The organism is Streptomyces sp. NPDC127097, assembly GCF_042724075.1.
Taxonomy (GTDB): domain Bacteria; phylum Actinomycetota; class Actinomycetes; order Streptomycetales; family Streptomycetaceae; genus Streptomyces.
In genome coordinates this window covers 1-23,403 of record NZ_JBHXFI010000015.1, presented here as the reverse complement: position 1 = coordinate 23,403, position 23,403 = coordinate 1, and the positions used below count along the sequence as shown (strand labels likewise).

The 23,403-nt window shown below is 71.3% G+C and carries 18 protein-coding genes and 1 pseudogene; 5 read left to right on the top strand and 14 right to left on the bottom strand.

Annotated elements, in window-relative coordinates; all coding sequences use genetic code 11:
- Nucleotides 1-24: 24 nt before the first annotated feature.
- The 10 genes from ACFWJW_RS14360 to ACFWJW_RS14315 all read right to left on the bottom strand — a co-directional run bounded on the left by ACFWJW_RS14360 (nucleotide 25) and on the right by ACFWJW_RS14315 (nucleotide 12,070).
- Nucleotides 25-1,008, bottom strand: coding sequence for a TauD/TfdA family dioxygenase (locus tag ACFWJW_RS14360; protein ID WP_387239751.1), 984 nt, complete (start codon nucleotides 1,006-1,008; stop codon nucleotides 25-27).
- Entirely contained in the window at nucleotides 1,008-1,244 is a 237-nt protein-coding gene (locus ACFWJW_RS14355) for an MbtH family protein (protein WP_387239748.1), read from the bottom strand. Before ACFWJW_RS14355 ends, ACFWJW_RS14360 begins: the two co-directional genes overlap by 1 nt.
- Nucleotides 1,241-2,236: a 2,3-diaminopropionate biosynthesis protein SbnA gene (gene sbnA / locus ACFWJW_RS14350; protein ID WP_387239745.1), complete on the bottom strand. Its 996-nt coding sequence runs from the start codon at nucleotides 2,234-2,236 to the stop codon at nucleotides 1,241-1,243. Before sbnA ends, ACFWJW_RS14355 begins: the two co-directional genes overlap by 4 nt.
- 14 nt (nucleotides 2,237-2,250) lie before the next feature.
- On the bottom strand, nucleotides 2,251-3,288 hold the full coding sequence (gene sbnB / locus ACFWJW_RS14345; protein WP_387239742.1) for a 2,3-diaminopropionate biosynthesis protein SbnB: 1,038 nt from the start codon (nucleotides 3,286-3,288) through the stop codon (nucleotides 2,251-2,253).
- A 63-nt stretch (nucleotides 3,289-3,351) separates the two neighbouring features.
- Complete coding sequence (locus tag ACFWJW_RS14340; protein ID WP_387239739.1) at nucleotides 3,352-4,347, bottom strand: TauD/TfdA family dioxygenase; 996 nt, start codon at nucleotides 4,345-4,347, stop codon at nucleotides 3,352-3,354.
- Nucleotides 4,331-6,916, bottom strand: coding sequence for an amino acid adenylation domain-containing protein (locus ACFWJW_RS14335; protein ID WP_387239736.1), 2,586 nt, complete (start codon nucleotides 6,914-6,916; stop codon nucleotides 4,331-4,333). Before ACFWJW_RS14335 ends, ACFWJW_RS14340 begins: the two co-directional genes overlap by 17 nt.
- 193 nt (nucleotides 6,917-7,109) lie before the next feature.
- Complete coding sequence (locus tag ACFWJW_RS14330; protein WP_387239733.1) at nucleotides 7,110-8,513, bottom strand: cation:proton antiporter; 1,404 nt, start codon at nucleotides 8,511-8,513, stop codon at nucleotides 7,110-7,112.
- The gene (locus ACFWJW_RS14325; protein WP_387239730.1) at nucleotides 8,507-9,085 is read right to left on the bottom strand and encodes a flavin reductase family protein; all 579 of its coding nucleotides are present in this window, start codon (nucleotides 9,083-9,085) and stop codon (nucleotides 8,507-8,509) included. Before ACFWJW_RS14325 ends, ACFWJW_RS14330 begins: the two co-directional genes overlap by 7 nt.
- Before the next feature lie 145 nt (nucleotides 9,086-9,230).
- On the bottom strand, nucleotides 9,231-10,775 hold the full coding sequence (locus ACFWJW_RS14320) for a tryptophan halogenase family protein (protein ID WP_387239727.1): 1,545 nt from the start codon (nucleotides 10,773-10,775) through the stop codon (nucleotides 9,231-9,233).
- Nucleotides 10,776-10,888: 113 nt separating this feature from the next.
- A complete protein-coding gene (locus tag ACFWJW_RS14315; RefSeq protein WP_387239724.1) occupies nucleotides 10,889-12,070 on the bottom strand; it encodes a cytochrome P450 in 1,182 nt (393 codons plus the stop codon).
- A 181-nt stretch (nucleotides 12,071-12,251) separates the two neighbouring features.
- Between ACFWJW_RS14315 and ACFWJW_RS14310 the strand changes: the two are divergent.
- A pseudogene (locus tag ACFWJW_RS14310) lies at nucleotides 12,252-13,470 on the top strand (RNA-guided endonuclease InsQ/TnpB family protein); the annotation flags it as partial.
- A 150-nt stretch (nucleotides 13,471-13,620) separates the two neighbouring features.
- Here the strand turns inward: ACFWJW_RS14310 and ACFWJW_RS14305 are convergent.
- Nucleotides 13,621-16,590: a BTAD domain-containing putative transcriptional regulator gene (locus tag ACFWJW_RS14305; RefSeq protein ID WP_387239721.1), complete on the bottom strand. Its 2,970-nt coding sequence runs from the start codon at nucleotides 16,588-16,590 to the stop codon at nucleotides 13,621-13,623.
- Nucleotides 16,591-17,131: 541 nt separating this feature from the next.
- On the opposite strand from ACFWJW_RS14305, the gene ACFWJW_RS14300 reads away from it, so the two are divergent.
- From ACFWJW_RS14300 to ACFWJW_RS14285, 4 genes are all read left to right on the top strand, one after another.
- On the top strand, nucleotides 17,132-17,284 hold the full coding sequence (locus ACFWJW_RS14300) for a hypothetical protein (protein ID WP_387239718.1): 153 nt from the start codon (nucleotides 17,132-17,134) through the stop codon (nucleotides 17,282-17,284).
- Between the two features lie 198 nt (nucleotides 17,285-17,482).
- Nucleotides 17,483-18,478 carry an alpha/beta hydrolase gene (locus ACFWJW_RS14295; RefSeq protein ID WP_387239715.1) on the top strand — a complete coding sequence of 332 codons (996 nt, stop codon included), beginning with the start codon at nucleotides 17,483-17,485 and terminating at the stop codon, nucleotides 18,476-18,478.
- Nucleotides 18,471-19,751, top strand: a complete 1,281-nt coding sequence (locus ACFWJW_RS14290; RefSeq protein ID WP_387239712.1) for an acyltransferase — start codon at nucleotides 18,471-18,473, stop codon at nucleotides 19,749-19,751. Before ACFWJW_RS14295 ends, ACFWJW_RS14290 begins: the two co-directional genes overlap by 8 nt.
- A 103-nt stretch (nucleotides 19,752-19,854) precedes the next feature.
- Nucleotides 19,855-20,559 carry a class I SAM-dependent methyltransferase gene (locus ACFWJW_RS14285; RefSeq protein ID WP_387239709.1) on the top strand — a complete coding sequence of 235 codons (705 nt, stop codon included), beginning with the start codon at nucleotides 19,855-19,857 and terminating at the stop codon, nucleotides 20,557-20,559.
- A gap of 70 nt (nucleotides 20,560-20,629) precedes the next feature.
- On the opposite strand, the gene ACFWJW_RS14280 is transcribed toward ACFWJW_RS14285, so the two are convergent.
- The 3 genes from ACFWJW_RS14280 to ACFWJW_RS14270 all read right to left on the bottom strand — a co-directional run bounded on the left by ACFWJW_RS14280 (nucleotide 20,630) and on the right by ACFWJW_RS14270 (nucleotide 23,255).
- Nucleotides 20,630-21,205 carry a hypothetical protein gene (locus tag ACFWJW_RS14280; protein WP_387239706.1) on the bottom strand — a complete coding sequence of 192 codons (576 nt, stop codon included), beginning with the start codon at nucleotides 21,203-21,205 and terminating at the stop codon, nucleotides 20,630-20,632.
- A gap of 164 nt (nucleotides 21,206-21,369) precedes the next feature.
- On the bottom strand, nucleotides 21,370-22,572 hold the full coding sequence (locus ACFWJW_RS14275) for an ATP-binding protein (RefSeq protein WP_387239703.1): 1,203 nt from the start codon (nucleotides 22,570-22,572) through the stop codon (nucleotides 21,370-21,372).
- 5 nt (nucleotides 22,573-22,577) lie between these two features.
- A complete protein-coding gene (locus ACFWJW_RS14270; protein WP_387239700.1) occupies nucleotides 22,578-23,255 on the bottom strand; it encodes a response regulator transcription factor in 678 nt (225 codons plus the stop codon).
- Nucleotides 23,256-23,403 lie beyond the last annotated feature (148 nt).

Genomic DNA, 23,403 nt, shown 5'->3' with positions numbered 1-23,403 from the left:
TCGGGAATTGCGGTGGGGAGGCTGTCAGTCAAGGACGTAACCGTCTCCGGATCGGGAGCCGCGGGAGCGGCGCAGATCGGTGAGGACGAAGGTGCGCTGGAGCCAGCGGTCGCGGCCGTCGTAGCGCGGCTGGAAGGCGCTGCGCCCATGGGTGGTGACCCGGTTGTCGACGATCGCCAGATCGCCCGGGGCCAGCACCGTGCTCTGCCCGGTCCGCTCGAAGGCGTCGCCGAGCTCGTCCATCGCCCGGCGGGCCCGGTCGGTGACCGGCCGGGTGGCCGCGAAGTCGATCCGCAGATCCGGGTCCTCGGGGGCCCCGAAGATCACCGGGTGCGGCTCGGTGCCGCCGTCCGACCCGCCGAAGGACGGCGGGGGAGCGGTGACGAACTCCGGTGCGGCCAGCACCGCCCGGGTCTCCTCGCTCAGCAGCGGCATCGCCGCACGGATACCGGCGGTCCGCAGCGCGGCGACCTTCTCGTGGTCGGCGCGCAGGCACAGCAGCATCACGAAGTCGGGCCGGTGCGGATGGAAGGCGTTCTCGTTGTGGAAGGTCAGCAGGACCGAGCCCGCGTTCCCCTGGAACTCCTCCTTCCCCGGCACCGGCACCACGTCCTGGACCAGCGCGCCGGTCTTCTCCGGCCGGAAGGCGGCCGGGTCGCCGAGCCCGCAGGCCACCATCGTCAGCACCGCGGCGGCCACCGCACCCGACCGCTGTACGGAACCGGCGCCGGACGGGGTGTCGGGCAGCGCGGCCTCGTCCACCGGCAGCCCGCGCAGCAGCAGCACCCCGCTGCGCCCGGAGTCGCGGCGGAACTCGTGCAGCGGCCGGCGCAGCCCGAGCGGCAGCTCCGACCAGCCGGTGCGCGCGGCATCGACCCAGCCGGCGCTGTCCACCAGGGCGGCACCGGAGGCCATCACCCGGCGGGCGGCCTGCTCCGCCGCCACGGATTCGTCCGGGGTCAGCGACGCGACCCGCGCCGCCGCCCCGGTGTCGAGTGTCACGGTCATCAGGAGGCCGCCTTCGCGGTGCCCTCGGAGCCCTCCATCGCACGGACGAGACTCAGCGGACGCATATCGGTCCACTGCGCGGCGATGTACTCCAGGGCCTCGGCGCGGCCGGTCTCCGGCAGGGCGGCCGTCCAGCCGTCCGGGACCTCGGCGAACGCCGGCCAGAGGGAGTACTGGCCCTCGTCGTTGACCAGGGCCAGGTAGCGGCCCTCGGCGTCCTCGAACGGGTTGGTCATCGTATTGCCTCTCTCGTCTCATGGCTGGGGTGCGCGGGGCCGAGGGTGTCCTCGCCGTAGACGCCCTGCACCCAGTTGGTGTGGTAAACGGTGTCGAGATAGCGCTCGCCCATATCGGGCGAGATGGCGACCGCGGAGAGCCCCGCCGGTCCGCCGCGCTCCGCCAGCCACCGGTCCGCGCCGCTGACGACCGTCCCGGTGGAGCCGCCGAACAGAAAGCCGCGCCCGGCCAGCCGGTGGCACATGCGCACGGTGTCCGGCTCCGGGACGAGCACCACATCGTCGATGAAGTCCTCGTCCAGCAGCGCCGGCCGGACCCCGGAGCCCAGGCCCGGGATCATCCGGGGGGACGGCGGGTGGCCGAAGGCGACCGAGCCGACGCTGTCGACGGCCACGATGCGGACCCCGGGCCGGTGCTCCTTGTACCAGCGGGCGCAGCCCATCAGGGTCCCGGTGGTCCCCGCCCCGACGAAGAGCACGTCCAGCCCGGGGTAACTCCGGTGGATGCCGGGGGCCGTGTAGCGGTAATGCGCCCGCCAGTTGGCCGGGTTGACGTACTGGTTGAGCCAGACGTAGCGCGCGTCCTCCTCGCACAGCTTGCGTACGTAGGCGATCCGCGCCCCGAGGAAGCCCCCCTCGGCCGCCGGCTCCGCGATGGTGTGGACGGTGGCGCCGAGCGCCTCCATCAGCCGCTTGGAGGCCAGATTGCACCGGGAGTCGGTGACGCAGACGAAGCGATAGCCCTTGCTGGCCGCGATGACGCTCAGCGCGACGCCCAGATTGCCGGACGAGGATTCCACCAGGACGGAACCGGGCGACAGCCGCCCGGCCTCCTCCGCGGCCTCGACCATTTCCAGCGCGGCCTTCTGCTTCACCGATCCGGTGAAATTGAAGCCCTCGCACTTGAGGTGGAGCGGGATTCCGAGTACGGCGTCGAGATCGACGTACAGGTCTTCCTCGTTGAATTCCTGCGGAGCCGAAATAGTCGGCACGGGTGCCTCCCGCCCTAGCCGTAACGGCGCATCTCGTGAAAGAAATCGTCGACGACCCGCAGCTCGCCGGATTCCTTCACGGATTCGTAGACATGCCTGCCGAGTGCCAGATCCAGCACCCCCAGGCCGAACGGGGAGAAGATCACCGGCCGGTCGGCCGGCGGCCGCACCTTCCCCGTGAGGACGTCGTAGAGCGTGCCGTCGAGGAAGTCCCGGTGGCCCACCCGCTGTTCCGCCAGGTGCACCGAGGTGTCCGCCTTCAGGCAGTGCTCCACGTCGTCCACGATGTTGGCCGCGCCGAGCACCACCTCGGGCGACAGATCGCGCAGCGAGACATGCAGTACCAGGGGGTTGTGCGCGAACCACCCGGGCTCGGTGACATGCGGGGTGCCGGCGACGGTGGCGAAGACCACGAGGTCGCAGGAGCGGATCAGCTCCTCGGCGGAGCCGTGCACGGTGACCGTGCCGGTCTCGCCGGACTCCCGGAGGTAGTCGGCGAAGCCGCCCGCGTGCGCCGCCGACAGATCGTGCACCCCGATCTCGTCGAACTCCCAGCCGGTGCGCGCCAGATAGGTGTGGATGTAGCGGGCGATCAGCCCGACGCCGAAGAACCCGACCCGGGCCGGCCGGGTGCCGCGCGCGGCGGAGATCCGGTCGGCGGCGAGCGCCGCGGACGCCGCGGTGCGCGCGGCGCTGATGATGGAGCTCTCCAGACAGGCCAGCGGGTAGCCGGTGTCATGGTCGTTGAGGATCAGCACCGCCGAGGCGCGCGGGATCCCGGCCTCGACGTTCTCCGGGAAGCTGGAGATCCACTTCAGGCCGTCCGTGGGCCGCTCGCCGCCGATCGAGGCGGGCAGCGCGATGATCCGGGAGGACGGGCGGTCGGGGAAGCGGAGGAAGTACGACGGCGGGTTCACCGTCTCGCCTCCGCCGTGCAGCCGGTAGGCCGTCTCGATCAGGTCGACGACGCCCTGGTGGTGCGCGTCGAGGACCTGGTGCACCTGGGCTCCGGAGAGGACGGAGAACGAAGGCGCAGCGTGCTGCTGGGGCATGTGAAGCTCCGTGGAACCGTAGAGGAGAGGAGGGAGGGCCGGCTTCCGGACCGGCCCGGCCTGTCAGGTGGCGGCGGGCAGGACGTGTCCGTCGAGGCGCACCGGGTCGCCGAAGAGCGCCACGATCTCGCGGTCGCCCTCGTACGCCTCGCGGCTGTGCGCCATCCGCAGGTTGTCGACCACGAGCAGGTCGCCGGCCTGCCACGGCTCCCGTACGGTCGCCGCCGTGTACACCTCGTTGATGACCTCGACGACCTGCGCCGGGACCGGCTCGCCGTCGCCGTGGAAGGTGGTGAACGGCAGCGCGTCGGGCCCGTACAGGGACACCAGGTACTCGCGCACCGCCGGGTCCATGGTCAGCTCGTTGAGGAAGGCGATCTGGTTGAACCAGAGCCGCTCGCCGGTGGCGGGGTGGTGCACCACCGCGGCGCGGTGCTGCACGGTGCGCAGCGAGCCGTCCGGCAGCCACTCGTGGTCCAGGGCGTGCGCCCGGCAGTACGCGTCGACCTGCGCGGGGTCGTCGGTGCCGAAGGATTCGGTCCAGCTGACGCCGATGTCACGGTAGTTGCGGGCCAGCCGCCAGCCCTCGCGGGCGAAGCGCTCCACCACGTCGGCGGGCAGCGCGGCCAGCACGGTCCGGGCGTCGGCCACGGCGGTCGCGCCGCCGGAGCGGGGCGCCGTCAGACAGCCGAACAGCGCGATGCCGGGCACCTCGTCGCCGTAACTCCGCTCGTGGTGCATGCACATCGGCTCATCGGCCGGCCACTCCGAGGCGCCGTACACGCCGTCGCCGAAGTCGGTCCGGCCGGTGAAGCCCTCCCGCTCGGTCATCGGGGTCACCCCGAGCGCCCGCGCGGCGCGGCCCAGATCGGCGGGGGCCGCCAGACCCAGGCCCCGCACGAGCAGGGCGCCGTGCCGGGCGAGCAGGGTGCGCACGGTCTCGGCGGGGAGCTCGGGACCGGTCAGCCGGAGGACCGGGGGCCGGCCCTCGCCGAGGAGCAACTCGGCGCCGTCGCCGAGGGTTTCGGGGACGGCCGGGCCGTCAAACGTGGCTGTCAACTGGCTGCCTTCCTGGATTCGGAGCCTCGGCGGCCCGGCGGTCGAGCAACGCCGCGCAGTCCGCGAGAACCGGGTGCTGCTGGAGTTCGACGGGCGTCACCACACGGTCCAGCGCGATCGCCAGCCGCAGCATGGACAGCGAGGTCCCGCCGCTGTCGAAGAAATGGGAGGCCCGGCCGATCCGTTCGGCCGGCACCTTCAGAACCTGGGACCACAGCTCGGCGAGCCGCCGCTCGGTGCCGGTGCGCAGCTCCACGCCGCCGTCCGCGGACTCCTCCTGCCCGGCGAGCCGGGTCAGCGCCTTGCGGTCGATCTTGCCGTTGGCGGTGAGCGGCAGCACGTCGAGCCGGCGGAACCGGCTGGGGATCATGTAACTGGGCAGCGCCGCGCCGAGCGCCTCAAGAAGCCGCTCGTCGGACAGCTCCTCGCCGCTGTGGAAGGCCACCAGCTGCCGGCCCTCGCCCTCTCCCGTGACGACGACGGCACTGTCCCGCACCCCGTCGACCCGGAGCAGCTGGTTCTCCACCTCGCCGATCTCGATCCGGAAGCCGCGGATCTTGACCTGGGCGTCCCGGCGGCCGAGGAACTCCAGCCGCCCGTCCGGCAGCCACCGCCCGAAGTCGCCGGAGCGGTACATCCGCTCACCGGGCAGCAGGGGATCGGGCATGAACGCGGCCCGGGTGCGCTCCTCGTCGTTGACGTAGCCCCGTCCGACGCAGACGCCGGAGAAGAGGATCTCGCCCGGGGAGCCGAGCGGCACCGGACGCAGCCGTTCGTCGACGACATGGATCCGCACATTGGCGACCGGCCGGCCCAGCGGCACCGAGCCCTGTTCGGGCACCCGGCGCATCACCTCGTGGTTGGTGTCGTCGGACGTCTCGGTCAGGCCGTACGCGTTGACCAGCGCGACCTCGGGGAAGGTGGCGAACCAGCGCTCCACCAGCTCCTTCTTGAGCGCCTCGCCGGTCGCCGACACATGGCGCAGCCGGGGCAGCGCGCGGGGACTGCGCTCCAGCTCCGTCAGCACCACTTCGAGGTAGGAGGGCACGGCCTGGAGGACCTCGACACCGCCGGTGGCGAGCGTCTCGATGAAGCGTGCGGTGTCCAGGATGTCCGGCTGCCCGATGATCAGGGTGCGCCCGCCGACGGCCAGCGCGGCCACCAGCTGCCACAGGGAGATGTCGAAGCACTGCGGCGCGGTCTGGGCGACCACCCGGCCCTCGGTGATCTCCAGATCGTCGATCTTGGCGAGCAGATGGTTGAGGAAGCCCGCGTGCTCGCACACGGCGCCCTTGGGCGCCCCGGTCGAGCCCGAGGTGAAGTAGATGTACGCGCTCTGCCCGGCGGCCACCGGCACACCGGGGTCGGTGACCGGGTGGTCCCCGGCGAGCAGCTCCGCCAGATGGTCCGCGCGCACGCCGGGCAGCCCGGCCAGCGCCTCGGTCAGGCCCGGGGACGCGTCCCGCTCGGTCAGCACCCGGCGGCAGTCGGCGCGCACCAGCATTCCGCTGATCCGGTCGGCCGGGAAGTGCGGCTCCACCGGCAGATAGACGCCGCCGGCCTTGAACACGGCCAGCACGGCGACCAGCCACGGCAGCGTGCGCTCGGTGACCACCGCGACCACGTCCTCGTCGCGCAGCCCGCCGTGGCGCAGCGCGTGGGCGACGCGGTTGGCGCGCTCGTTGAGCTCCCGGTAGGTCCAGGACTCGGTGCCGTGGACGGCGGCGATGTCGTCCGGCCGCAACCGCACCTGGTCCTCGAAGAGTTCATGCACCCGGCGGTCGGGCAGCTCCCGGTACGGGCCCGCGAACTCGGCCAGCTGCTGGGCGATCTCCCGCTCCGGCACCGGGCTCCACTCCTGGTGGTCCGCCTCGGGCCGCTCGGCCAGTTCGCGCAGCGCGGCGAGCAGATAGCCCGCGAACCGGCCGGCCTGCTCGCCGTCCAGTGCGCCGGGGCGGTGGCTCAGCACCAGGTCCAGGTCGTCCCCGGTCCGGGAGAGGCCGGCGGCGAGCACGGTGCTGGCGGTCAGGTCCTCGGGGCCGGCCGCCCGGCCGTCGACCAGCACGGTGTCGAACAGCGGCGCCGTCCGGCCGGTCTCGGTGCGCAGCTCGTCGAGGACCTGCGGGGAATGCCGCCGCACCTCGTCCGCCCCCTGCGCGACCTCGGTGGCGAGTTCCGCCCACGAGCCGCCGGAAAGGGCGGCCCAGAGCGGCAACGGGCCCATATCCGGGCCGTTTTGCGGGTCTCCTTGCGGGTCTCCTTGCGGGTCTTTCCGCGCTCCCTTTCCGGGCAGATATCCGGTGGGGCGATAGCCGGTGGGCAGATATCCGGTCACCACGGAGGAATCACCCGTGACCGCCGCCAGCACCCGCACATAGGCGGTGAGCAGCAGGATGTCGGGAGAAAGTCCCTGCCGTTCCGACCGGAGCAGCAGCGCCTGCGCGGTGCCGGCCGGTATCGCGGTGCGGCATACGGCAGCGGAATCCGCCGGATTCCCCGGCCACCGGGGCAAGGGGGTGTATCCGCCGCCGAGAACTCTTTGCCAGAATGCGCGGTCCGCAGCCGTCACCGCAACCTCCCTTGTGGCCATGCCGGTTGTCATGGCTCGGTACTGTCCATGAGCGAACAAGACGCTAGGTCGGTGGCTTATTGGCGAGATATCGCGCCGCCGACCACGGGCGATACTCCGAAGGACACCGGCCGGGAAAGGCGGCCGGCCGCGCGGCGCCCGCCTCAGGCGTCCGGCCGCGCTGGTGCCCCTCTCAGGCGTCCGCCCGGAGCGGAGCGCCCTGGAGGGCGGGGACGGCCGGGCCGTCGGATTCCGCGGGCGGGCCGTCGCTCTCCCCGGGCGGGGACTCCGGCGGTTTCGTGCCCAGCAGCTTGAGCAGCGGGCCGGTCATCGCGGTGGTGCCGACCGCCATCAGGACCAGCACCGTCAGACCCGACGTGCTGATCAGATGGCGCTGCCAGCCGATGCCGGCGACCACCAGCTCGGTGACCCCGCGGCAGTTCATCAACGCGCCGAAGCGCAGCGCCTCCTTCGGCCGGTACCCCATCAGCCGGGCGGCGCCCCCCGCACCGATGAGCTTCGTCAGGGTCGCCACGACGATGACGGCGGCGAGAACCAGCCAGTGCCACGGGTCCCGCCCCAGGGCGCCGACCGAGACATTGAGCCCCACACCGGCGAAGAACAGCGGCAGCAGCACGGTCAGCGTGAAGCCCTGGAGCTGCTGGTTCATCCGCTCGGTGACCTTGGAGTCGCGGGGGACCGCGGTACCGAAGAGGAACGCCCCGATGACCGCGTGCAGCCCCAGCAGATGCGTCACCACGGCATAGCTGATGGCACCGACCAGCAGCAGCGGCAGCAGCGTCCCCTTGCCGGGCCGCTCCTCCGCCCGGCGCACCGCGGTCGCCAGCAGCGGACGCACGACGAGCGCGGTGAACACGACCAGGGCCACCACCAGCGCGATCGTGCTGCCCATACCGGAGGCGTCACCGGACCCGGTCACCGCGAGGATGACGGTCAGCGCGAGCCAGGCGATCCCGTCGCCCACCGCCGCACCGGCCAGCGCGAACTGGCCGATGGGGGTGCGGTCCAGCCGCAGGTCGGTGAGGATCCTGGCGAGCACCGGCAGGGCGGTCACCGACAGGGCCAGCCCGAAGAAGCAGAGGTAGCCCACCGCGTGCGGGGACGAGCCCTGCAACATCCCGGGGGCCAGCGCCGCGAGTCCGAGCCCGGCCACGAACGGCAGGCCCATCGCGCCGAGCACGCTCACCCCGAGCGTCCCGACGGCCTTCTTGGGGTTCTCCAGGCGCAGCTCGCAGCCGAGCAGGAACATGAAGACGATCAGCCCGAGCTGCGCCACCGTGTTGAGGGCGGAGACGACATCGGGGGAGAGCAGCCAGGCTTGCCCGGACGGCCACACCCAGCCCAGCAGGGAGGGGCCGAGCAGCAGGCCGCCGAGGATCTCACCGATCACCAGGGGCTGGCCGAGCCGGCCCAGCAGCGCGCCCAGCAGATGGCTGAGCAGAATGATCACCATGACGGCGAGCAGGAACCTGGCCGTCGTGTCGACCTCGGTGGACGACCCCCCGGAGCCCAGCCGGCCCCACCACAGCCCCACGGCACCGAGCAGCAGGACGACGCCCGCGACGACCTTCAGCACGAGGTCACCGAAGTGCCGACGGCGAGCGGCGCGGCGGGGACCTCACCGCCGGGCCAGGACGCGAAGCGCCGCGCCCCGTACAGCAGCGGCGTCCCGGGATGCTGGGTGACACCGGTGACCGCGCCCACCACCAGGGTGTGGTCGCTCACCTCGACCAGCTTCGTCACCCGGCACTCGGCGACCGCGAAGGCGTCGTCGGCCAGCCACGGCAGCCCGGCGTCCGGCGAGCGCCGCCAGCCGACCTGGGCGAAGCGGTCCGCGACCCGGTGCGCGAAGACCTCACCGGCCCGCTCCCCCCGGTCGTGCAGCAGGTTCACCGCGAAGGCGCCGTAGGCGCGCAGCGCGGTCAGGGTCTCGCCCTGGGTGGTCAGCCAGACCGAGAGGGTCGGCGGCGCGGTCGTCACGCTCGACAGCGAACTGCACGTCAGCCCGCGGGGCCGGTCGTCCGCCCCGTACGTGGTGATCACCGCGACGCCGCTGGGAAAGGCGCCCATCAGCGAACGGAAGTCGTCGGCCGGCACCGGGCGGGTGGCCGTATCCGGTGCGGACGAGGGTGGGGGAAGGCTAGCCATGGTGAGGTCGTCCTCCGGTTGGGGCGCCGGTTCGTCCCGGGGCCGGCCCCGGACTCCCGGCCGCACGGGCGGGTGAAGCGCCGACGCCCGTACCCGCCGGGGGGATGGGGGTAGGGGCGTCGGCAGCGGAAGTGAGCCCGGTGGCTCAGCTGTTGAGCGAGGCGATGTACTCGTAGCAACTGGGCAGGGCGGCGACCAGCTCGTCCGCGTCCGCCCGGAGCCGCGCGAGTTCGGCGCGCGCGTTCGCCGGGTCGATGTGCGCGAGGGAGGGGCGCGGCCGCTCCGGCTCATGGCCGAGGCCCAGCATCATCGTGATCCAGGAGTACTGCTCGAAGCCGTGGTACGGCTGGTAGATGGTGCGCTCGTCGAGCAGATGCGAGGTGCCGATGGCGAGGCGCTCGGCGAGCCCGTCGGGCAGGGCGCGGGTCTTGGCCGCCTTCCAGTACGGGGTGTCCTCGCGCTGCGCCGCCTTGTAGTGCAGGACCAGGAACTCCTTGACCCCGTCCAGGACCTCGGCGACTCGGTTGTTGTAGTCGTCGGCCAGGGCCGGGTCCCAGCGCTCGTCCGGGAAGTTCTTCACCAGCTGCTCGATGCCGTGCTGGATGAAGAAGATGCCGGTGGACTCCAGCGGCTCGACGAAGGCGCTGGACAGGCCGATGGCCACACAGTTGTTGACCCACGAGCGGCGGTTGCGCCCGATGCGCATCCGGATGTGGTTGGCCTCCAGGTCGTCCCGGCCGGGGGCGACGTGGTTCCGCAGGGTGCGCTCCGCCTCCTCCGGGGAGCAGAACTCGTCGGAGTACACATAGCCGTTGCCGTTCCGCCCGAACAGCGGGATGTTCCAGATCCAGCCGGCGTCCATCGCGGTCGCCGTGGTGTACGGGTTCATCCCGGTGGTGGCCTGGTCGGGCTGCGGGACGCGCAGCGCGACGGCGCGGTTGTTCGGCAGCACGTCCTGGAAGGACTCGAACGGCTCGTCCAGGGTCTCGTTGATGAGCATGCCCTTGAAGCCGGTGCAGTCGATGAACAGGTCACCGGTGAGGTCGCCGTGCTCGCGGGTGGCGACATGGCTGATCCAGCCGCGCTCGTCGCGGCCCACCTCGGTCACGTCGTCGACGACATGACGGACCCCGCGGTCGGTGCCGTACTTGCTCAGGAACTTCGCCAGCAGGGCCGCGTCGAAGTGGTACGCGTACGGGAACTGGGCCCGCTGCTCCTCCAGCGTCGAACGGCCCAGCGAGCCGTCCAGACCGCCCGCGAACAGGGAACCGTCGAGCAGCCGCGGCGAGCGCTTGGCCTCGCACAGCGCCGGGGTGATGAAGCAGGAACGGTCGAACGGCTCGCTGCGGTCGCCCTCCTGAAGCCACCAGTCGGCCAGCGTGTACCCGTCGGAGGTCCGCAGCCGCTCGAACGGGTGGTAGAAGTGCTGCCCCGGCTCCCGCCAGTTCTCGAACCGGATGCCCAGCTTGTACGAACCGGAGCACTCCGGCATCCATTCGCGCTCGTCCAGGCCGAGATAGTCGAAGAAATGCCGGACCGTGCTGAAGGTCGCTTCACCGACGCCGATCGTCGCGACGCGGTCGGATTCCACCAGAGTGACGTTGATGCGGTCACCGTACGCCGCCTTGAGGTACGAGGCGCTCATCCATCCCGCAGTGCCGCCGCCGACAATGACCACTGAATTAATCACGCTGTGACTCCTGTTGTTCGTGAACGGGCCTCAGAAGGGCGGGTGGGCTGATTCACGCACAGAAGTTAGACAGGTGCATTTTTACTTCGTTATCGGGGAACGAGCGATCTATATTAGTCACGCCGGGCCGTCATCGGCAGATTCTTCGCGCCATACATTCCGCGGGCGTGATAGGCGACGTCGCGGCCGTGATCGACACGCAGTTCACGGAAGGTGTCCAGCAGGGCATTGAGCGCCACTTCCGCCTCCAGCCGGGCCAGCGGCGCGCCCACACAGAAGTGACCGCCGCGCCCGAAGGCGACATGCCGGTTGGGCGTCCGCCGGATATCGAAGCGGTGCGCGTCCGGGAACTGCGCCTCGTCATGATTCGCCGAAATCACCCACGGCGTGACCATCCGGTCGGCCGGAATGAGATGTCCGCCCACCTCGACATCGGTCACGGTGACCCGGCTGACCGTGGTGAAAGGCGAGCGGAACCGCAGCACTTCCTCAATCGCCGAGGGGATCAGCGAGCGGTCGGCGCGGAGTTCCGCATAGGCGTCCGGATGGCTGTCCAGGCACTGCATGGCATTGCCGATCAGCAGCGTCGTCGTGAGGTGCCCGGTCAGAAAGAGGATTCCGGTGAATTTCACGACCTCGTCGTCGGTGAGCCGTTCCCCGTCGATCTCGGCGGTGGCCAGCCGGCTGATCAGGTCGTCCTTCGGGTCCGTCCGGCGCTTTCGGCAGTGGCCCAGCAGATACTCGTCCATCTCGCGGGTCGCGGCCTGGAACGTGGCGACGAAGTCCTCCGGCGCGATCGGCTGCTCGCCGAGCGCGATGAACCGGTCCGCCCACACCCGGAACAGCTCCCGGTCCGCGGCGGGCACCCCCAGCAGCTCACTGATGACGATCACCGGCAGCGGATACGTCAGCACGTCCACCAGGTCGAACCGCTCCGTGTCGACCGCGGCCAGCAGCTCGTCCGTCACCGCCGCGATACGGGGTTCGAGCCCGGCCACCGTCTTCGGGGTGAATGCCTGGTTGACCAGCCGGCGCAGCTTGCCGTGGTCCGGCGGGTCCATCGAGTTGATGTTGCCCGCGGTCAGCGGCTTCAGATGGGGCATGACCCGGCTGGAGTCGTTGGAGAACGTCTTCGGGTCGGAGATGACCTGCTGCACGTCCTCGTAACGGAAGACGTGATACGGCCCGTCCCCCTCCTGCCACACGGGATGCCCCTCCCGCATCCTGCCGAGCCAGTCGAACAGCTCGTTGCTGCCGTCGGCATCCGGGACGGCGATCTCGTCGCGCACAGTCATCGTCTCTCTTTCGTGGATACGCCCGGCTTTGGCCGGGTGGGGAACAGGAGCTCCCGTGTGAGGGGGCAGGGGAAGTCGATTCGCCGTCAGGGCGGATCGGCGTCCACTTGCAACGGTGACGAGGCGGCTCACATGGGCTTGGAGCTCTCAACTGTCAGTCGCCCCGGGTAGGTTGCTGTTCATGGCGATGGAAGCGAAGGCGGCAGGTGGCGGGCATGCCCGGTTTGCCTACCGGCTTCGTGTGTCGTCCACGGCCTGCGCTGCACTGGAAGCGGAGTGGGACCGGTGCCGGTGGGTGTGGAACGAGTGCGTGGCCAGGTCCAGGCAGGTGGGTGCTTGGAACAGGACCCGTCCTGACGGGGCGGAGAAGCGTACGTGTGGTCCGGTGCAGCTCGCCGCGATGCTGACCGAGGCCCGTGCCCGGATGCCGTGGCTGCGGGAGGGCGCATGCGTTCCGCAGCAGCAGTTGGTCCGAGACTTCGGTAAGTCGCGGGCGAAGGCGCTCAAGGACATCGGGGCCCGGTTGCCGATGCGGCAGCGGGCGGGGATGCCGAAGTACAAGAGGAAGCGTGACGCGCTTCCCACCCTCGAATACACCCGGCGTGGCTTCCGTTTGAAAGACGGCCGCTTGCACCTGGCGGGTGGCACCGTGGTGCGGGTGGTGTGGTCGCGGGACCTGCCCGAGCCGCCGTCCTCGGTGCGTGTGTACCGCGACGGTACCGGCGCCTGGTACGCCTCCTTCGTCGTGCCCGCCGTGCCCGAGGACCTGCCCGCCACTGGTCGTGTGATCGGGGTCGACTGGGGCGTTACGGAGACCGCGACCACTACATCCGACGCCCACGACCTTCCCCACCCGCAGCACGGGAAGAAGGCTGCGCAGCGCCTCGCGCACTATCAGCGGATGATGGCCCGCCGCAGACCCGCGAAGGGAAAGGCCGCGTCGAAGGGTTACCGCGAAGCGAAGCGGCAGACCGCGAGACTCCACAAGAAGGTGGCCCGGCAGCGTCAGGACACCGCTCGCAAGTGGGCCAAGCGCGTGGTCCGTGATCATGACGCTTTGGCGGTGGAGGACTTCAGGCCGAAGTTCCTTGCCAAGTCCTCGATGGCCCGCAAGGCCGCCGACGCCGCGATCGGCGCCACCAAGGCGGCGTTGGCCGAGATGGCCCGCAAGCACGGGCGGGCCGTGCATCTGGTACACCCCGCGCACACCACGATGGACTGTGCGCAGTGCGGAGCGAGAACCAAGCACGCACTTCCTCTTTCCGAGAGAACCTATGCCTGCACCGCGTGCGGAGCCGTATCCCCCAGGGATAAGAACTCCGCCCGCGTGATGCTGGTCCGGGCTGGTCTTCAACCCGGCTGGCGCTGATCGTGTAAGACCTGTTGGCCCGCCGGGCCGCAGGCAACGTGAACCAGGAATCCCCGTCGTTTACGAGGGGGAGGAGTCAACTGAACCTCTATCGGTGGGGGCCGGCTCGAACGGCAGCGGACGCTATCCCGCACCGTTTTCCGCCCGTTATCGGCCCGGCACACCACCGCCGCCCCCGCGGTCACCGCCCCGGCAGCGTCCGCCCCCCGCACGCCTCCGCCGACAGCCGGCTGATGTCCGCGCTCGCCTGCAACTCCCCCCACACGGAGCCGATCTCGTGGAAGGTGTTGCGCGCGATCAGCAGATGCTGGCTCGCCCGGGTGAGCTGGTTCAGCTGCTGGCTGCACGCGCCGAGCGCCAGATGGACCTTGGCCAGGAGGAAGAGGTCGTCGACCCGCTCCGCGATCTCCAGGGCGTCCGACAGGATGCTCTCGGCCTCGACGTACTGGCCCCAGGCCACCAGGGTCTCCCCGAGGCCCATCAGCGCATACGCCTCACCGCGGGTGTCGCCCTTGCCACGGACGATCCGCAGCACCCCGTCGTACGACTGCTTGGCGGCCTCGAAACGGCGCTGCTTCACATAGGCGGCGGCCAGCCGGTTGAGCGCCTGGGCCGCGCCCCGGGTCTCCCCCAGGGCGGTGGCGATCCGTACGGCCTCCAGCGAGAGCCGCACCGCCGCGTCCGGGTTACCCCACTCCAGTTCGATCTGGGACATCTGGTTGAGGGTGTGGGCCTCGGCGGACACGTCGCCCACCACCCGGAAGGTGTTGCGTGCCTCGTCCAGCCGGCTCATGGCCGACCGGAGACCGCCCTGCACCCGGTCGGTGATCGCCATGTTGCGCAGCGTCAGCGCCCGCCCGTGGACCTCCCGCACGCTGTCGAAGAGCTGGAAGGCCCGGTTGAAGAGCGGCATGGCGGCGTCGAAGCGCTGCTGGAACATCTCCACGGAGGCGAGTTCGTAGCACATCGCCGCCTCACCGCGGACGTTCCCCGCGTTCCGGTTCGCCTCCAGCGCCTTCTCGCTGACGGCCCGCCAGTCGTCGTAGTAGTTGCGCGTCTCGAAGAGCACCACGCTGGACATCGCCAGGTCCCAGGCGAGCTCCTCCATCCGGAGCGTGCAGGACTGGAGGATCGAGGCCACCAGGGACGGGCGCTCGGCCTCGAACCAGTCGAGCGGCGAGCGGAGGAGCCTGGCGACGAGCGGGGCGTCGAGGTGCCGGCGCGGCGTCGATCCGTGGATGATCGCGAAGTCGCCGCCGTACTCCCGGATGTGGCCCTGCTCGGCCAGCGTGAGATAGGTACGGAACACCCGGTGCAGCGCGGCGCGGCGCTTGTCCTCGGACTCGTCGGACTCGGCCCGCTCCCGCGCGTACAGCCGCAGCAGATCGTGGAAGCGGTAGCGCATGCTGCCGGTGGCGTCGCTGCCGACCGGGGTGAGCAGATGGGCGTCCACCAGCCGCTCGATCATGTCCTCGGCCTCGGCCGGCGAGACATCGAGGAGCGCGCCGCCCACCCACGCCGGGAAGTCCGGCACGTCGAGCAGCCCGAGCAGGCGGTACATCCGCGCCGTCTGCTCGGTCAGGCCGCGGTAGCTGAGGGCGAAGCTGGCGCGCACCTCCAGGCCGCCGGTGCTGAGTTCATCGAGCCGGCGGTGCTCGTCGCGGAGCCGGTCCACCAGGTGCTGTACGGACCAGTGCTGCTTGGCGACCAGACGGGCCGCCGCGATCCGCAGGGCGAGCGGAAGCCCGTCGCACAGCCGGCAGAGCTCGTTGACCGCGGCCTTCTCCGCGCCGGCCCGGTCCGCACCGGCGATTTTGGTGATCAGGGTCTGGGACTCGTGCGAGGTCATCAGCCCCAGATCGACCCGGACCGTGCCCGAATCGGCGGCGAGTTGTTCCCGGCTGGCCGCGAGGACACAGCTGCGGCCGCTGCCCGGAAGCAGCGGGGTGATCTGATGCATCGCGCGAACGTTGTCAAGCACGATGAGCGATTTCCGGTCGGCGAGCACACTGCGGTAGAGCGCGGCGAGCTCGGCGGGGTCGGACGGTATCTGGTCCCCGGGCACCCCGAGCGCCCGGAGGAAACGCCCCTGAAGGGCGGCCGCGACGAAGGCCGGCTGGGTGCCGTCGTACTGCGCGAGATCGGCGTACAGCTGACCGTCCGGGAATTCCGCGGCGGCCTTATGGGCCCAGTGCACGATGAGGCCGGTCTTGCCGACGCCGGCCACGCCGGTGATCAGACCGATACGCGGGGATTTCTCCCCGAGCAGCCGGTCGAGCCGCACGAGTTCCCCCGCCCGGCCCTGGAAAAGGTCCACGTCCGGCGGCAGCTGCGCGGGCACCACCATCGGCTTGACTTGCACCGGAAGTGTCAGACCCGGGTCGTCCTGAAGAATGGAGGCGTGCAATTCCTTTATGGCCACGCTCGGTTCGAGGCCCAGTTCCTCGACGAAGTTGCGCCGCCACATCCGGAAACCCTCGGTCGCCTCGGCCCGGAGACCGGCGCGGTACTGGGCCAGCATGAGGTTGTACCGGAGCTGTTCGTGCAGCGGGGAACTGTTCGCGATCGTGGTCAGCTCGGAGATGATGTCCTGGTGGTGGCCCAGGGCGAGTTCGACCTCGGACCAGGCTTCATAGGCCGCGTAGCGCCGCTCGTCGAGCCGGGTCGCCTCGTCCTCGACCGGCCGCCCCGTCACCCCCGCCAGCGCCGGCCCCTTCCACAGGTCGAGGGCCTGCCGGTAGAGGACCCGGCCCTGTTCGTGGCGGCCCTGCTTGACCTGCGCGGCGGCCTCGGCGACGAGGGAGGTGAACTGGAGGGCGTCGAGTTCGCTCCCGGCGGTCTCCAGCCGATAGCCGGGGTGGGTCGTCAGAATCACATCGCCGTCGACGCCCGCCTGTTTGAAGGACTTGCGCAGCGCCCCGATGCAAATGGCCACCTGCGTCCTGGCCGTGGCCGGAGGTTCATCGCCCCATACCGCGTCGACCAGGCTGTCGACCGACACGACACGACCCCAGGCGAGGATCAGCATGGTGAGAATGGTGCGCTGCCGTGGACCGTGGACCCCTACGATTCGGCCACTGTCGGTGATGACCAACAGCGGTCGGAGTACGGCGTATTTGACGGCGCGAGGTATGGAACGGTCTTCTGGCATGGCTGTGTTACCCCCCGTGTAGCACGACCGCTAGGCCCGTGATCCAGCCACTATAGGGATCGTAACGCGGTCACTGAGCGTGGCTCCTCCCGAGGGCCCGGGCAGAGGTCTACTCCACCACTTTTGCGGGCTTTCGCGCCGTGATTTTTGTTGCCGAACGGGGCATCGCAGCGGTGGGGCGATGGCCGGTAAACGACGTTGCGGAGCACCGTCGATGAGGGGAGGGTGTCCCGCGGAGCCGGACGGGGTGACCGGCCGGAGGGTGGCGGACCGACCGCACCGCACTGACGGGCAATCAAGCCACCTGACAAAAGGCGCACCCGGGACGGCCGATTTGCGAATCGGGCCTCGTTGTACCGGAGTTCACCGGAACGACACCCGCGCGCAGCGCCGGCCTGTCGGACTGAAGGGCCACGGCTTCCACCCGCTGACCCGGAAAAAAGCCGGCCAATAACGATGTGAAGCCGTCCGCCGGATAAATTCATGCCTCATGGCACCGACGGTCGACCACCGTCCGTGCACGTATTCACTAGGGGGAATCATGACTGCGATACTTGGCGCCACCACCCAGCGTGTCATTCTCGTGCTCGCACCGGCCCTTATCGCCTGCGCCACCTTAGACGTCCCCGATAACGTCCGCGTCCCGCACCAGGCCGTATCCGCGCATCCCCGGGGCAATCAGGACTGGGTGTGACAGCAGGCAGGGGCCGGCCCGGGGTCCGCTCGCCGGGCCCGTCCGTGCCCCGGCGGGGCGGCCCCCGGCCCGCACCGGGTAGTCGACCCCCTACCTGAGAGCTACCGCGAAGAGCGCTCCGCAGCGTGATTCCTCCCGCCGGTCATGTCATTAACCTCCTCTTCCAGTTCCCCGAACGGACAGGAAGGACGGCCGGCGATGCGCGCTGCACGTCTCAGACGTGGGCTGGCGATGGCCCTCACCGCATGCTCCATCGTGGTGACGGTCGCCGCCGCGGCACGGTCCACCGTGCCGGGCACGCCGGTGCGGCCCGAACTCCCCGCCGTCCGCGCGGACAATCTGGCGGCGCGGTACGCGGCGAACCACCGCTTCATCACCGAGTCCCGGCGCGCGGCCCGCGCCATGGGCGACGACGGCCGGGCGAAGGTCCTCGGCCAACTTTCCCGGACGGACCGGCACTTCCTCTCCTTCAGCCCGCGGGGCGACGGCCAGGTCGTGGAGGTGCTCGGCGACCTCGCGCACGCCGACCGGATCGCGGTCGTGGTGCCCGGCTCGGACACCACCGTCGACACCTTCGACCAACTGGGCACCGTCTACGCCTCGCTGAACGGCGGCGCCCGGGCGCTGCACGCCGAGATGACCAGGCTCCAGCCGCGGCGGAAGACCGCGGTGGTGGCCTGGTACGGCTACCCGGCGCCCCGCACCATGAGCCGGGACATCGTCTCCACCGACCGCGCCCTGGACGGCGGCCGTCGGCTCGCCGGACTGGTCGGGGACCTGCGGACGGTGAATGCCGCGGCCCGGGTGTCCCTGCTCTGCCACTCCTACGGGTCCGTGGTGTGCGCCACCGCCCTGCGCCGTATGGACGCCCCGGCCGAGTCCTCCCTCGCGGACGTGGTGCTCTTCGGCAGCCCGGGAACGGGCGTACGCTCCCGGGCCGAACTGCGCACCCGGGTCCCGGTGTGGGCGGGCCGGGGCGCGACCGACTGGATCGAGGGCGTGCCCCACGTCAGCCTCGATCTGCTGGGCGAACAGGTCGGGTTCGGCACCGACCCCGTCAGCGACGCGTTCGGAGCGCGGATCTTTCCCGCGGGCGCCGGCAGCCACAGCGACTACCTCCGCCCCGGCGGACTCCCGCTGCGCAACATATCCCTGATCGCGCTCGGCCGGGGCACGGAGGTCTCCGATGACTGACCTGGAACTGCGCCCGCCCACAGCGGTCCGCCGGCCCCCGCTGCCCACCGGCCCGCTGCGCCCCCGTCCCCCGCGGCGCACCCCCTGGCAGGCCCTCCACACGGCGGTGCTGCGCATCGACGCGGCGACCCCGGCCGAACGGGACCGGGCGGCCGATGTGCTGCGCGCACTGGCGATCACGGGGGTGGTCCTGGGCCACTGGCTGGTGAGCGGCGTCGTCCTCCAGGCCGGCGGCCATCTGGTCGGGGACAGCCCGCTGGGACATCGGCCCGGACTCGCCCCGGTGACCTGGTTATTGCAGCCCCTGGCCGTGTTCTTCCTGGTGGGCGGCCGGGTCAGCGCCCGCGGCTACGAGGCGGCGCTGGCCCGCGGGACCGGCTACCGGACCTGGCTGAAGCAGCGGCTGGCGAGCCTGCTCCGCCCGGCGAAGGCGTTCGCCCTCACCTGGGGACTCGTCTGGCTGGGCCTGGTGCTGGCCGGCACCGCGCACGAGACGATCCACACGCTGATGTGGCTGGCGTACTCCCCCCTCTGGTTCCTCGGCGTCTACGTGCTGCTGATCGCGGCGACGCCGCTGGTGCACCGGGCAGGAGCAGCCCGCCTCGCGGTGGCGGCCTGCCTGCTGGTGGCCGCGCTGGACGCCTCGCGCACGGTGTTCCCGGACAGCGGCTGGGCCGACACCCTGCGCCTGCTGAACATCCCGGTGGCCTGGCTGGTCCCGTACTGCCTCGGCGCGGTCTGGGCGGCCGGCGGATTCACCCGCCGCCGGAGCGCGCTGGCGCTGCTGCTCGGCGGCGGCGGTGCCCTGGCGGCGCTGATCCTCTGGGGCGGCTATCCCGCGAGCATGGTCGGCGTCCCGGGCACCGCGCTCTCCAACCTCAACCCGCCCACCGTCGCGGCGGTCGCCTTCGGTCTGGCACAGGCCGGCGCGGCCCTGCTGCTGCGCGCCCCCCTGCGCCGGGCGGTGACAACTCCGGCCCCCGCGGCGACGCCCCGGACCCGCGCGACCCCGGCGCAGTTCCTCTGGGCGGCGGTGGCGCTGCTCAACCTCTCGGCGATCACCGTCTTCCTCTGGCACCAGACCGCGATGCTCACCACGACCGTCATCACGCTGGGCCTGGGGCACACCCTCCCCGGCCTGCACACCAGCCCGGAATCCGCGGGCTGGCTCGCGGCGCGGTGCGGGTGGATTCCGGTGTTCGCGGTGGTCCTCGTCGTGCTCGGCACGGCCTTCCGGGACCGGGACGCCCGCGCACACCGAAGTAATAACTGAACAATAACGAGATATGAGAAGGTAGTTCGCCACCGCGTCGGCCCGTCGAAGCCTTCCGTCCGTACGTCAGCACCACCCGCACTCGTTCCCCTCCGGAGGATTGATGTCCACCCTCACGCTCGAATCGATAAGCACGCTTTACGTGAAGTACGCGGACGACTTGAGGGCGGTGCGCGACCAGCAGCGGAAGTTCCTCCGGGACAACAAGGAGACGGTGAAGGCCCAGCTCGACGACTACGAGGCGGAGATCACCTACCTGCTGCTGCGGGACCTGGCGCCCGAGGTCGTCGTGGAGGTGGGCACCTTCCGCGGCTGGTCCACCACCTGGATCCTGAGCGCGCTGCGCGACAACGGCACCGGCCACCTGTACTCCTTCGACATCGTCGACAACGTCGTGAAGAACGTGCCGGCCGAACTCTCCGAGGGCCGCTGGACGTTCACCAAGGGCGACCTGCGGGACACCATCGCCAAGGTCCCCGCGGAGACCGACTACCTCTTCATCGACGCCGACCACGGCGCCCGCTTCGCGCGCTGGTACATCGACAACCTCTTCCCGGTGGTCCGCCCCGGGACGCCCACCAGCGTCCACGACGTCTTCCACGGCCGCCGCCCGAAGCCGATGAGCGAGGGCTCGGTCATCATCAAGTGGCTGGCCGCCCAGAACGTCGAGTTCTTCACCCCGTCCGTGGCGAAGGCCCCCGAGGTGACGGCGCGACTGGCCGAGGTGAAGAAGGAGCTGAACCTCAGCGAGCCGGTCCGCGAGAGCCGCCACAACCCGATGATCTACTTCAACCTCCCGCAGAGCTGAGCCCGTTCGCGGCATCTGACACAGAAGTCCCCCTCCCGGCGCCGGGAGGGGGACTTCGTGTTGTGCGGGGCTACGGCAGTTGGTGCACGAAGGCGACGACGAAGAGCAGGCCGAGCACACAGGACACGGCCGCGGCGGGCAGCGCCCAGGCGGGGCGGCGTTCGCCGCGCAGCGGAGCCGTCGTGTGGCGGTTCAGCCGGGTGAGGCCGGTCAGTATGACCAGGGCGAGGGCGACGCAGGGCAGCGAGACGGCGAAGTGCGCCAGCCAGGCGCCCGCCAGGGAGGGGCCGCCCCAGGACTGGTCGTGCGGCGCCTGGTCGACGAACCCGTACAGCAGACCCCGGGCGATCGCCAGGGCGAGCGCGCCCGTCAGCAGCAGGGCGAGGACGCCGAGAAGTATGGTCAGCGCGCCGTGGAACACCAGCCGGGCGACGCCGGGTGCGGGGGCGCCGAGCGGCAGCGGCCCGGCGCGCAGCCACCGCCGCCGGGCGGCCTCCCGGTGGCCGGTGAGAGTGGAGCAGACTGCCAGGGCACCGGCGGGGAACAGGGTCACCGCGAGACCGGCGTGCCGGGCCGCCGCGGCCAGCCGGGGCGGGCCCGCGGAGCCGTCCGGGCGCCGTACGGCGGCAGGGGGTCGGTTCGTCATGCCGGGACAGTAAGTTCGCCCCGCGCCCACCCGCGTCACTCCCCGGCGGTGTCCCCGCACCCGTACCGCGGTAGGGCGTCGGGTACGGCCGCTTGGCCTATCGGCGGGCGCCGCCGGAGCCGGTCGGCGGGGGACACGGGGCCGCGAGGGACAGCCCCGGCCCGTCAACTGTCAGGCGCGAGGTCCAGCGTGGCCAGGGCGCCGCCGTCCGGCGGGTTCTCGTAGGTCACCCGGGCGCCCAGCACCCGCGCCTGGCCGGCCACGATGGTCAGGCCCAGCCCCACCCCGGCACCGCGCTCGCGGGCGCCGGTGCGGAAGCGCTGCGGGCCGTGGTCCAGCAGCTCGGCGGGGAAGCCGGGGCCGTGGTCGCGGACCCGCACCGCCGACCCCGCCACCTCCAGGGTCACCGGCGGGGCGCCGTGCAGCCGGGCGTTGGCGACCAGGTTGACCAGGATCCGTTCGACCCGGCGGTGGTCGGTCGTCACCGCCGACTCGCCCCGCACCAGCACCTCGACGTCCCCGTCCGCCAGCGCCGCCGCCCGGTGCGCCAGGGCGCTCGGCAGCACCTCCTCGCACTGCGCCTGCTCGACGCCCGGCACATCGAGCCGGGCCACCTCCAGGACGTTCTCCACCACGCTGCGCAGGGTGTCCACACCGCCGCTGACCAGCTCGGCCGGGCGGCCCGGCGGCAGCAGCCCGACCGCGGTCACCAGACCGGCCACCGGGGTGCGGAGCTCATGCGCGATATCGGCGGTGACCCGTCGCTCGGCCTCCAGGCGGGCGCTCAGGGCGTCGGCCATGGTGTTGACGGCGGCGCCGAGCCGGGCGATCTCGTCCTTGCCGCGGGGCACCACCCGGTCCGTCAGATCGCCGTCCGCGATCCGTTGCGCGGTGCGCGCGGACGCGGTGATCCGCCGCCCCGCGCCGGCCGCCGCGACGATGCCCAGCACACAGCCGAGCGCGGTGACGGCCGCCCCCGAGCCGACCAGCACCCGGTCGAGTGCGGCCAGGGCACGGGCCTGGGGCACGTAGGAGCGCCGGACGGCGACGAGGTCACGGCCACTGCGGGTGGCGGCCCACAGCACCGGCCGGGAGCCGTCGGCGTGCTGGAGGCAGGTGGCCCGCACGGGGCGCTCGGTGACGGTCCTGCGGAGCGCGGCGGGCAGCTCCCGCGGATTCACCAGGGCACCGTTGTCGACCCCGGAGGCGTAGGCGCTGACCGCCTCGACGAGCCGGGCGTCCAGCGCATGGGCGGCGTTCTTCCGCTGGTCCTCGGCGGTGAGCTGATGCACCAGCAGGCCGATGAGGGTGGCGACGAGCGCGGCGGTACCGGCGATGACGAGGGCGGTCTTGGTACGGAGTCCCACGGCGGTCAGGGCGCCAGCTTGTAGCCGAACCCGCGGACGGTCACGATGCGTTCGTGGCCGATCTTGACGCGGAGACGCTTCACATGGACGTCCACGACCCGGGTGTCACCCCCGCACGTGTAGTCCCACACCCGCTCCAGCAGGGTCATCCGCGACAGCACGACACCGGGCTCGGCCGCGAACTCCAGCACCAGCCTGCGCTCGGTGGGGGTGAGGCCGAGCAGCCGGCCCTCCCGGCGGACCTCCATGGAGGCGGTGTCCACCGTCAGGTCACCGAACCGCAGCACCGGATCGTCCTCGGGCGGCGCGCTCCGGGCGGTGTCCGTGGCGCGCCGCAGCGCCGAGCGTATCCGGGCGACCAGCACCGGGATGTCGTACGGCTTGGTGAGGTAGTCGTCGGCACCCGCCTCCAGACCGACGACGACATCCACCGGGTCGGTGCGCGCCGACACCATCAGCACCGGCAGCCGGCTCTCCGCCCGGATGAGGCGCACCAGGGCGACCCCGTCGAGCCGCGGCAGCATGACGTCCAGCACGGCGACATCGGGCACCCGGTCACGGAACTCCGCCAGCCCGGCCTGCCCGTCGGAGACCGCCCGCACCTGGTATCCGTAACGCTCCAGGGAGAGTTGGGTGGCCTCCCGCAACAGCGGGTCGTCCTCCACGAGCAGCACGTCGGTCATCGGGGCGTCCTAGGGGGTGTCTTTCCGATCAGGCCGGATCAGGGAGCGGTGTGTGGTGCGTGCGATCGCAAGGCGGAGGAGGGAGTCGACGCGGAGCGGTTGGGGTCTCCCCTGCTCGAGCGAAGCCGAGAGCTTGGGGAAGAGTGAC

Bases quoted from the DNA above. Each gene is read 5' to 3' on its own strand.
- ACFWJW_RS14305 (WP_387239721.1), bottom strand. From the start codon at position 16,590: ATGCCAGAAGACCGTTCCATACCTCGCGCCGTCAAATACGCCGTACTC.
- ACFWJW_RS14325 (WP_387239730.1), bottom strand. From the start codon at position 9,085: ATGGCTAGCCTTCCCCCACCCTCGTCCGCACCGGATACGGCCACCCGC.
- ACFWJW_RS14290 (WP_387239712.1), top strand. From the start codon at position 18,471: ATGACTGACCTGGAACTGCGCCCGCCCACAGCGGTCCGCCGGCCCCCG.
- ACFWJW_RS14360 (WP_387239751.1), bottom strand. From the start codon at position 1,008: ATGACCGTGACACTCGACACCGGGGCGGCGGCGCGGGTCGCGTCGCTG.
- ACFWJW_RS14270 (WP_387239700.1), bottom strand. From the start codon at position 23,255: ATGACCGACGTGCTGCTCGTGGAGGACGACCCGCTGTTGCGGGAGGCC.
- ACFWJW_RS14315 (WP_387239724.1), bottom strand. From the start codon at position 12,070: ATGACTGTGCGCGACGAGATCGCCGTCCCGGATGCCGACGGCAGCAAC.
- ACFWJW_RS14295 (WP_387239715.1), top strand. From the start codon at position 17,483: ATGCGCGCTGCACGTCTCAGACGTGGGCTGGCGATGGCCCTCACCGCA.
- ACFWJW_RS14355 (WP_387239748.1), bottom strand. From the start codon at position 1,244: ATGACCAACCCGTTCGAGGACGCCGAGGGCCGCTACCTGGCCCTGGTC.
- ACFWJW_RS14280 (WP_387239706.1), bottom strand. From the start codon at position 21,205: ATGACGAACCGACCCCCTGCCGCCGTACGGCGCCCGGACGGCTCCGCG.
- ACFWJW_RS14285 (WP_387239709.1), top strand. From the start codon at position 19,855: ATGTCCACCCTCACGCTCGAATCGATAAGCACGCTTTACGTGAAGTAC.
- ACFWJW_RS14300 (WP_387239718.1), top strand. From the start codon at position 17,132: ATGACTGCGATACTTGGCGCCACCACCCAGCGTGTCATTCTCGTGCTC.
- sbnB (WP_387239742.1), bottom strand. From the start codon at position 3,288: ATGCCCCAGCAGCACGCTGCGCCTTCGTTCTCCGTCCTCTCCGGAGCC.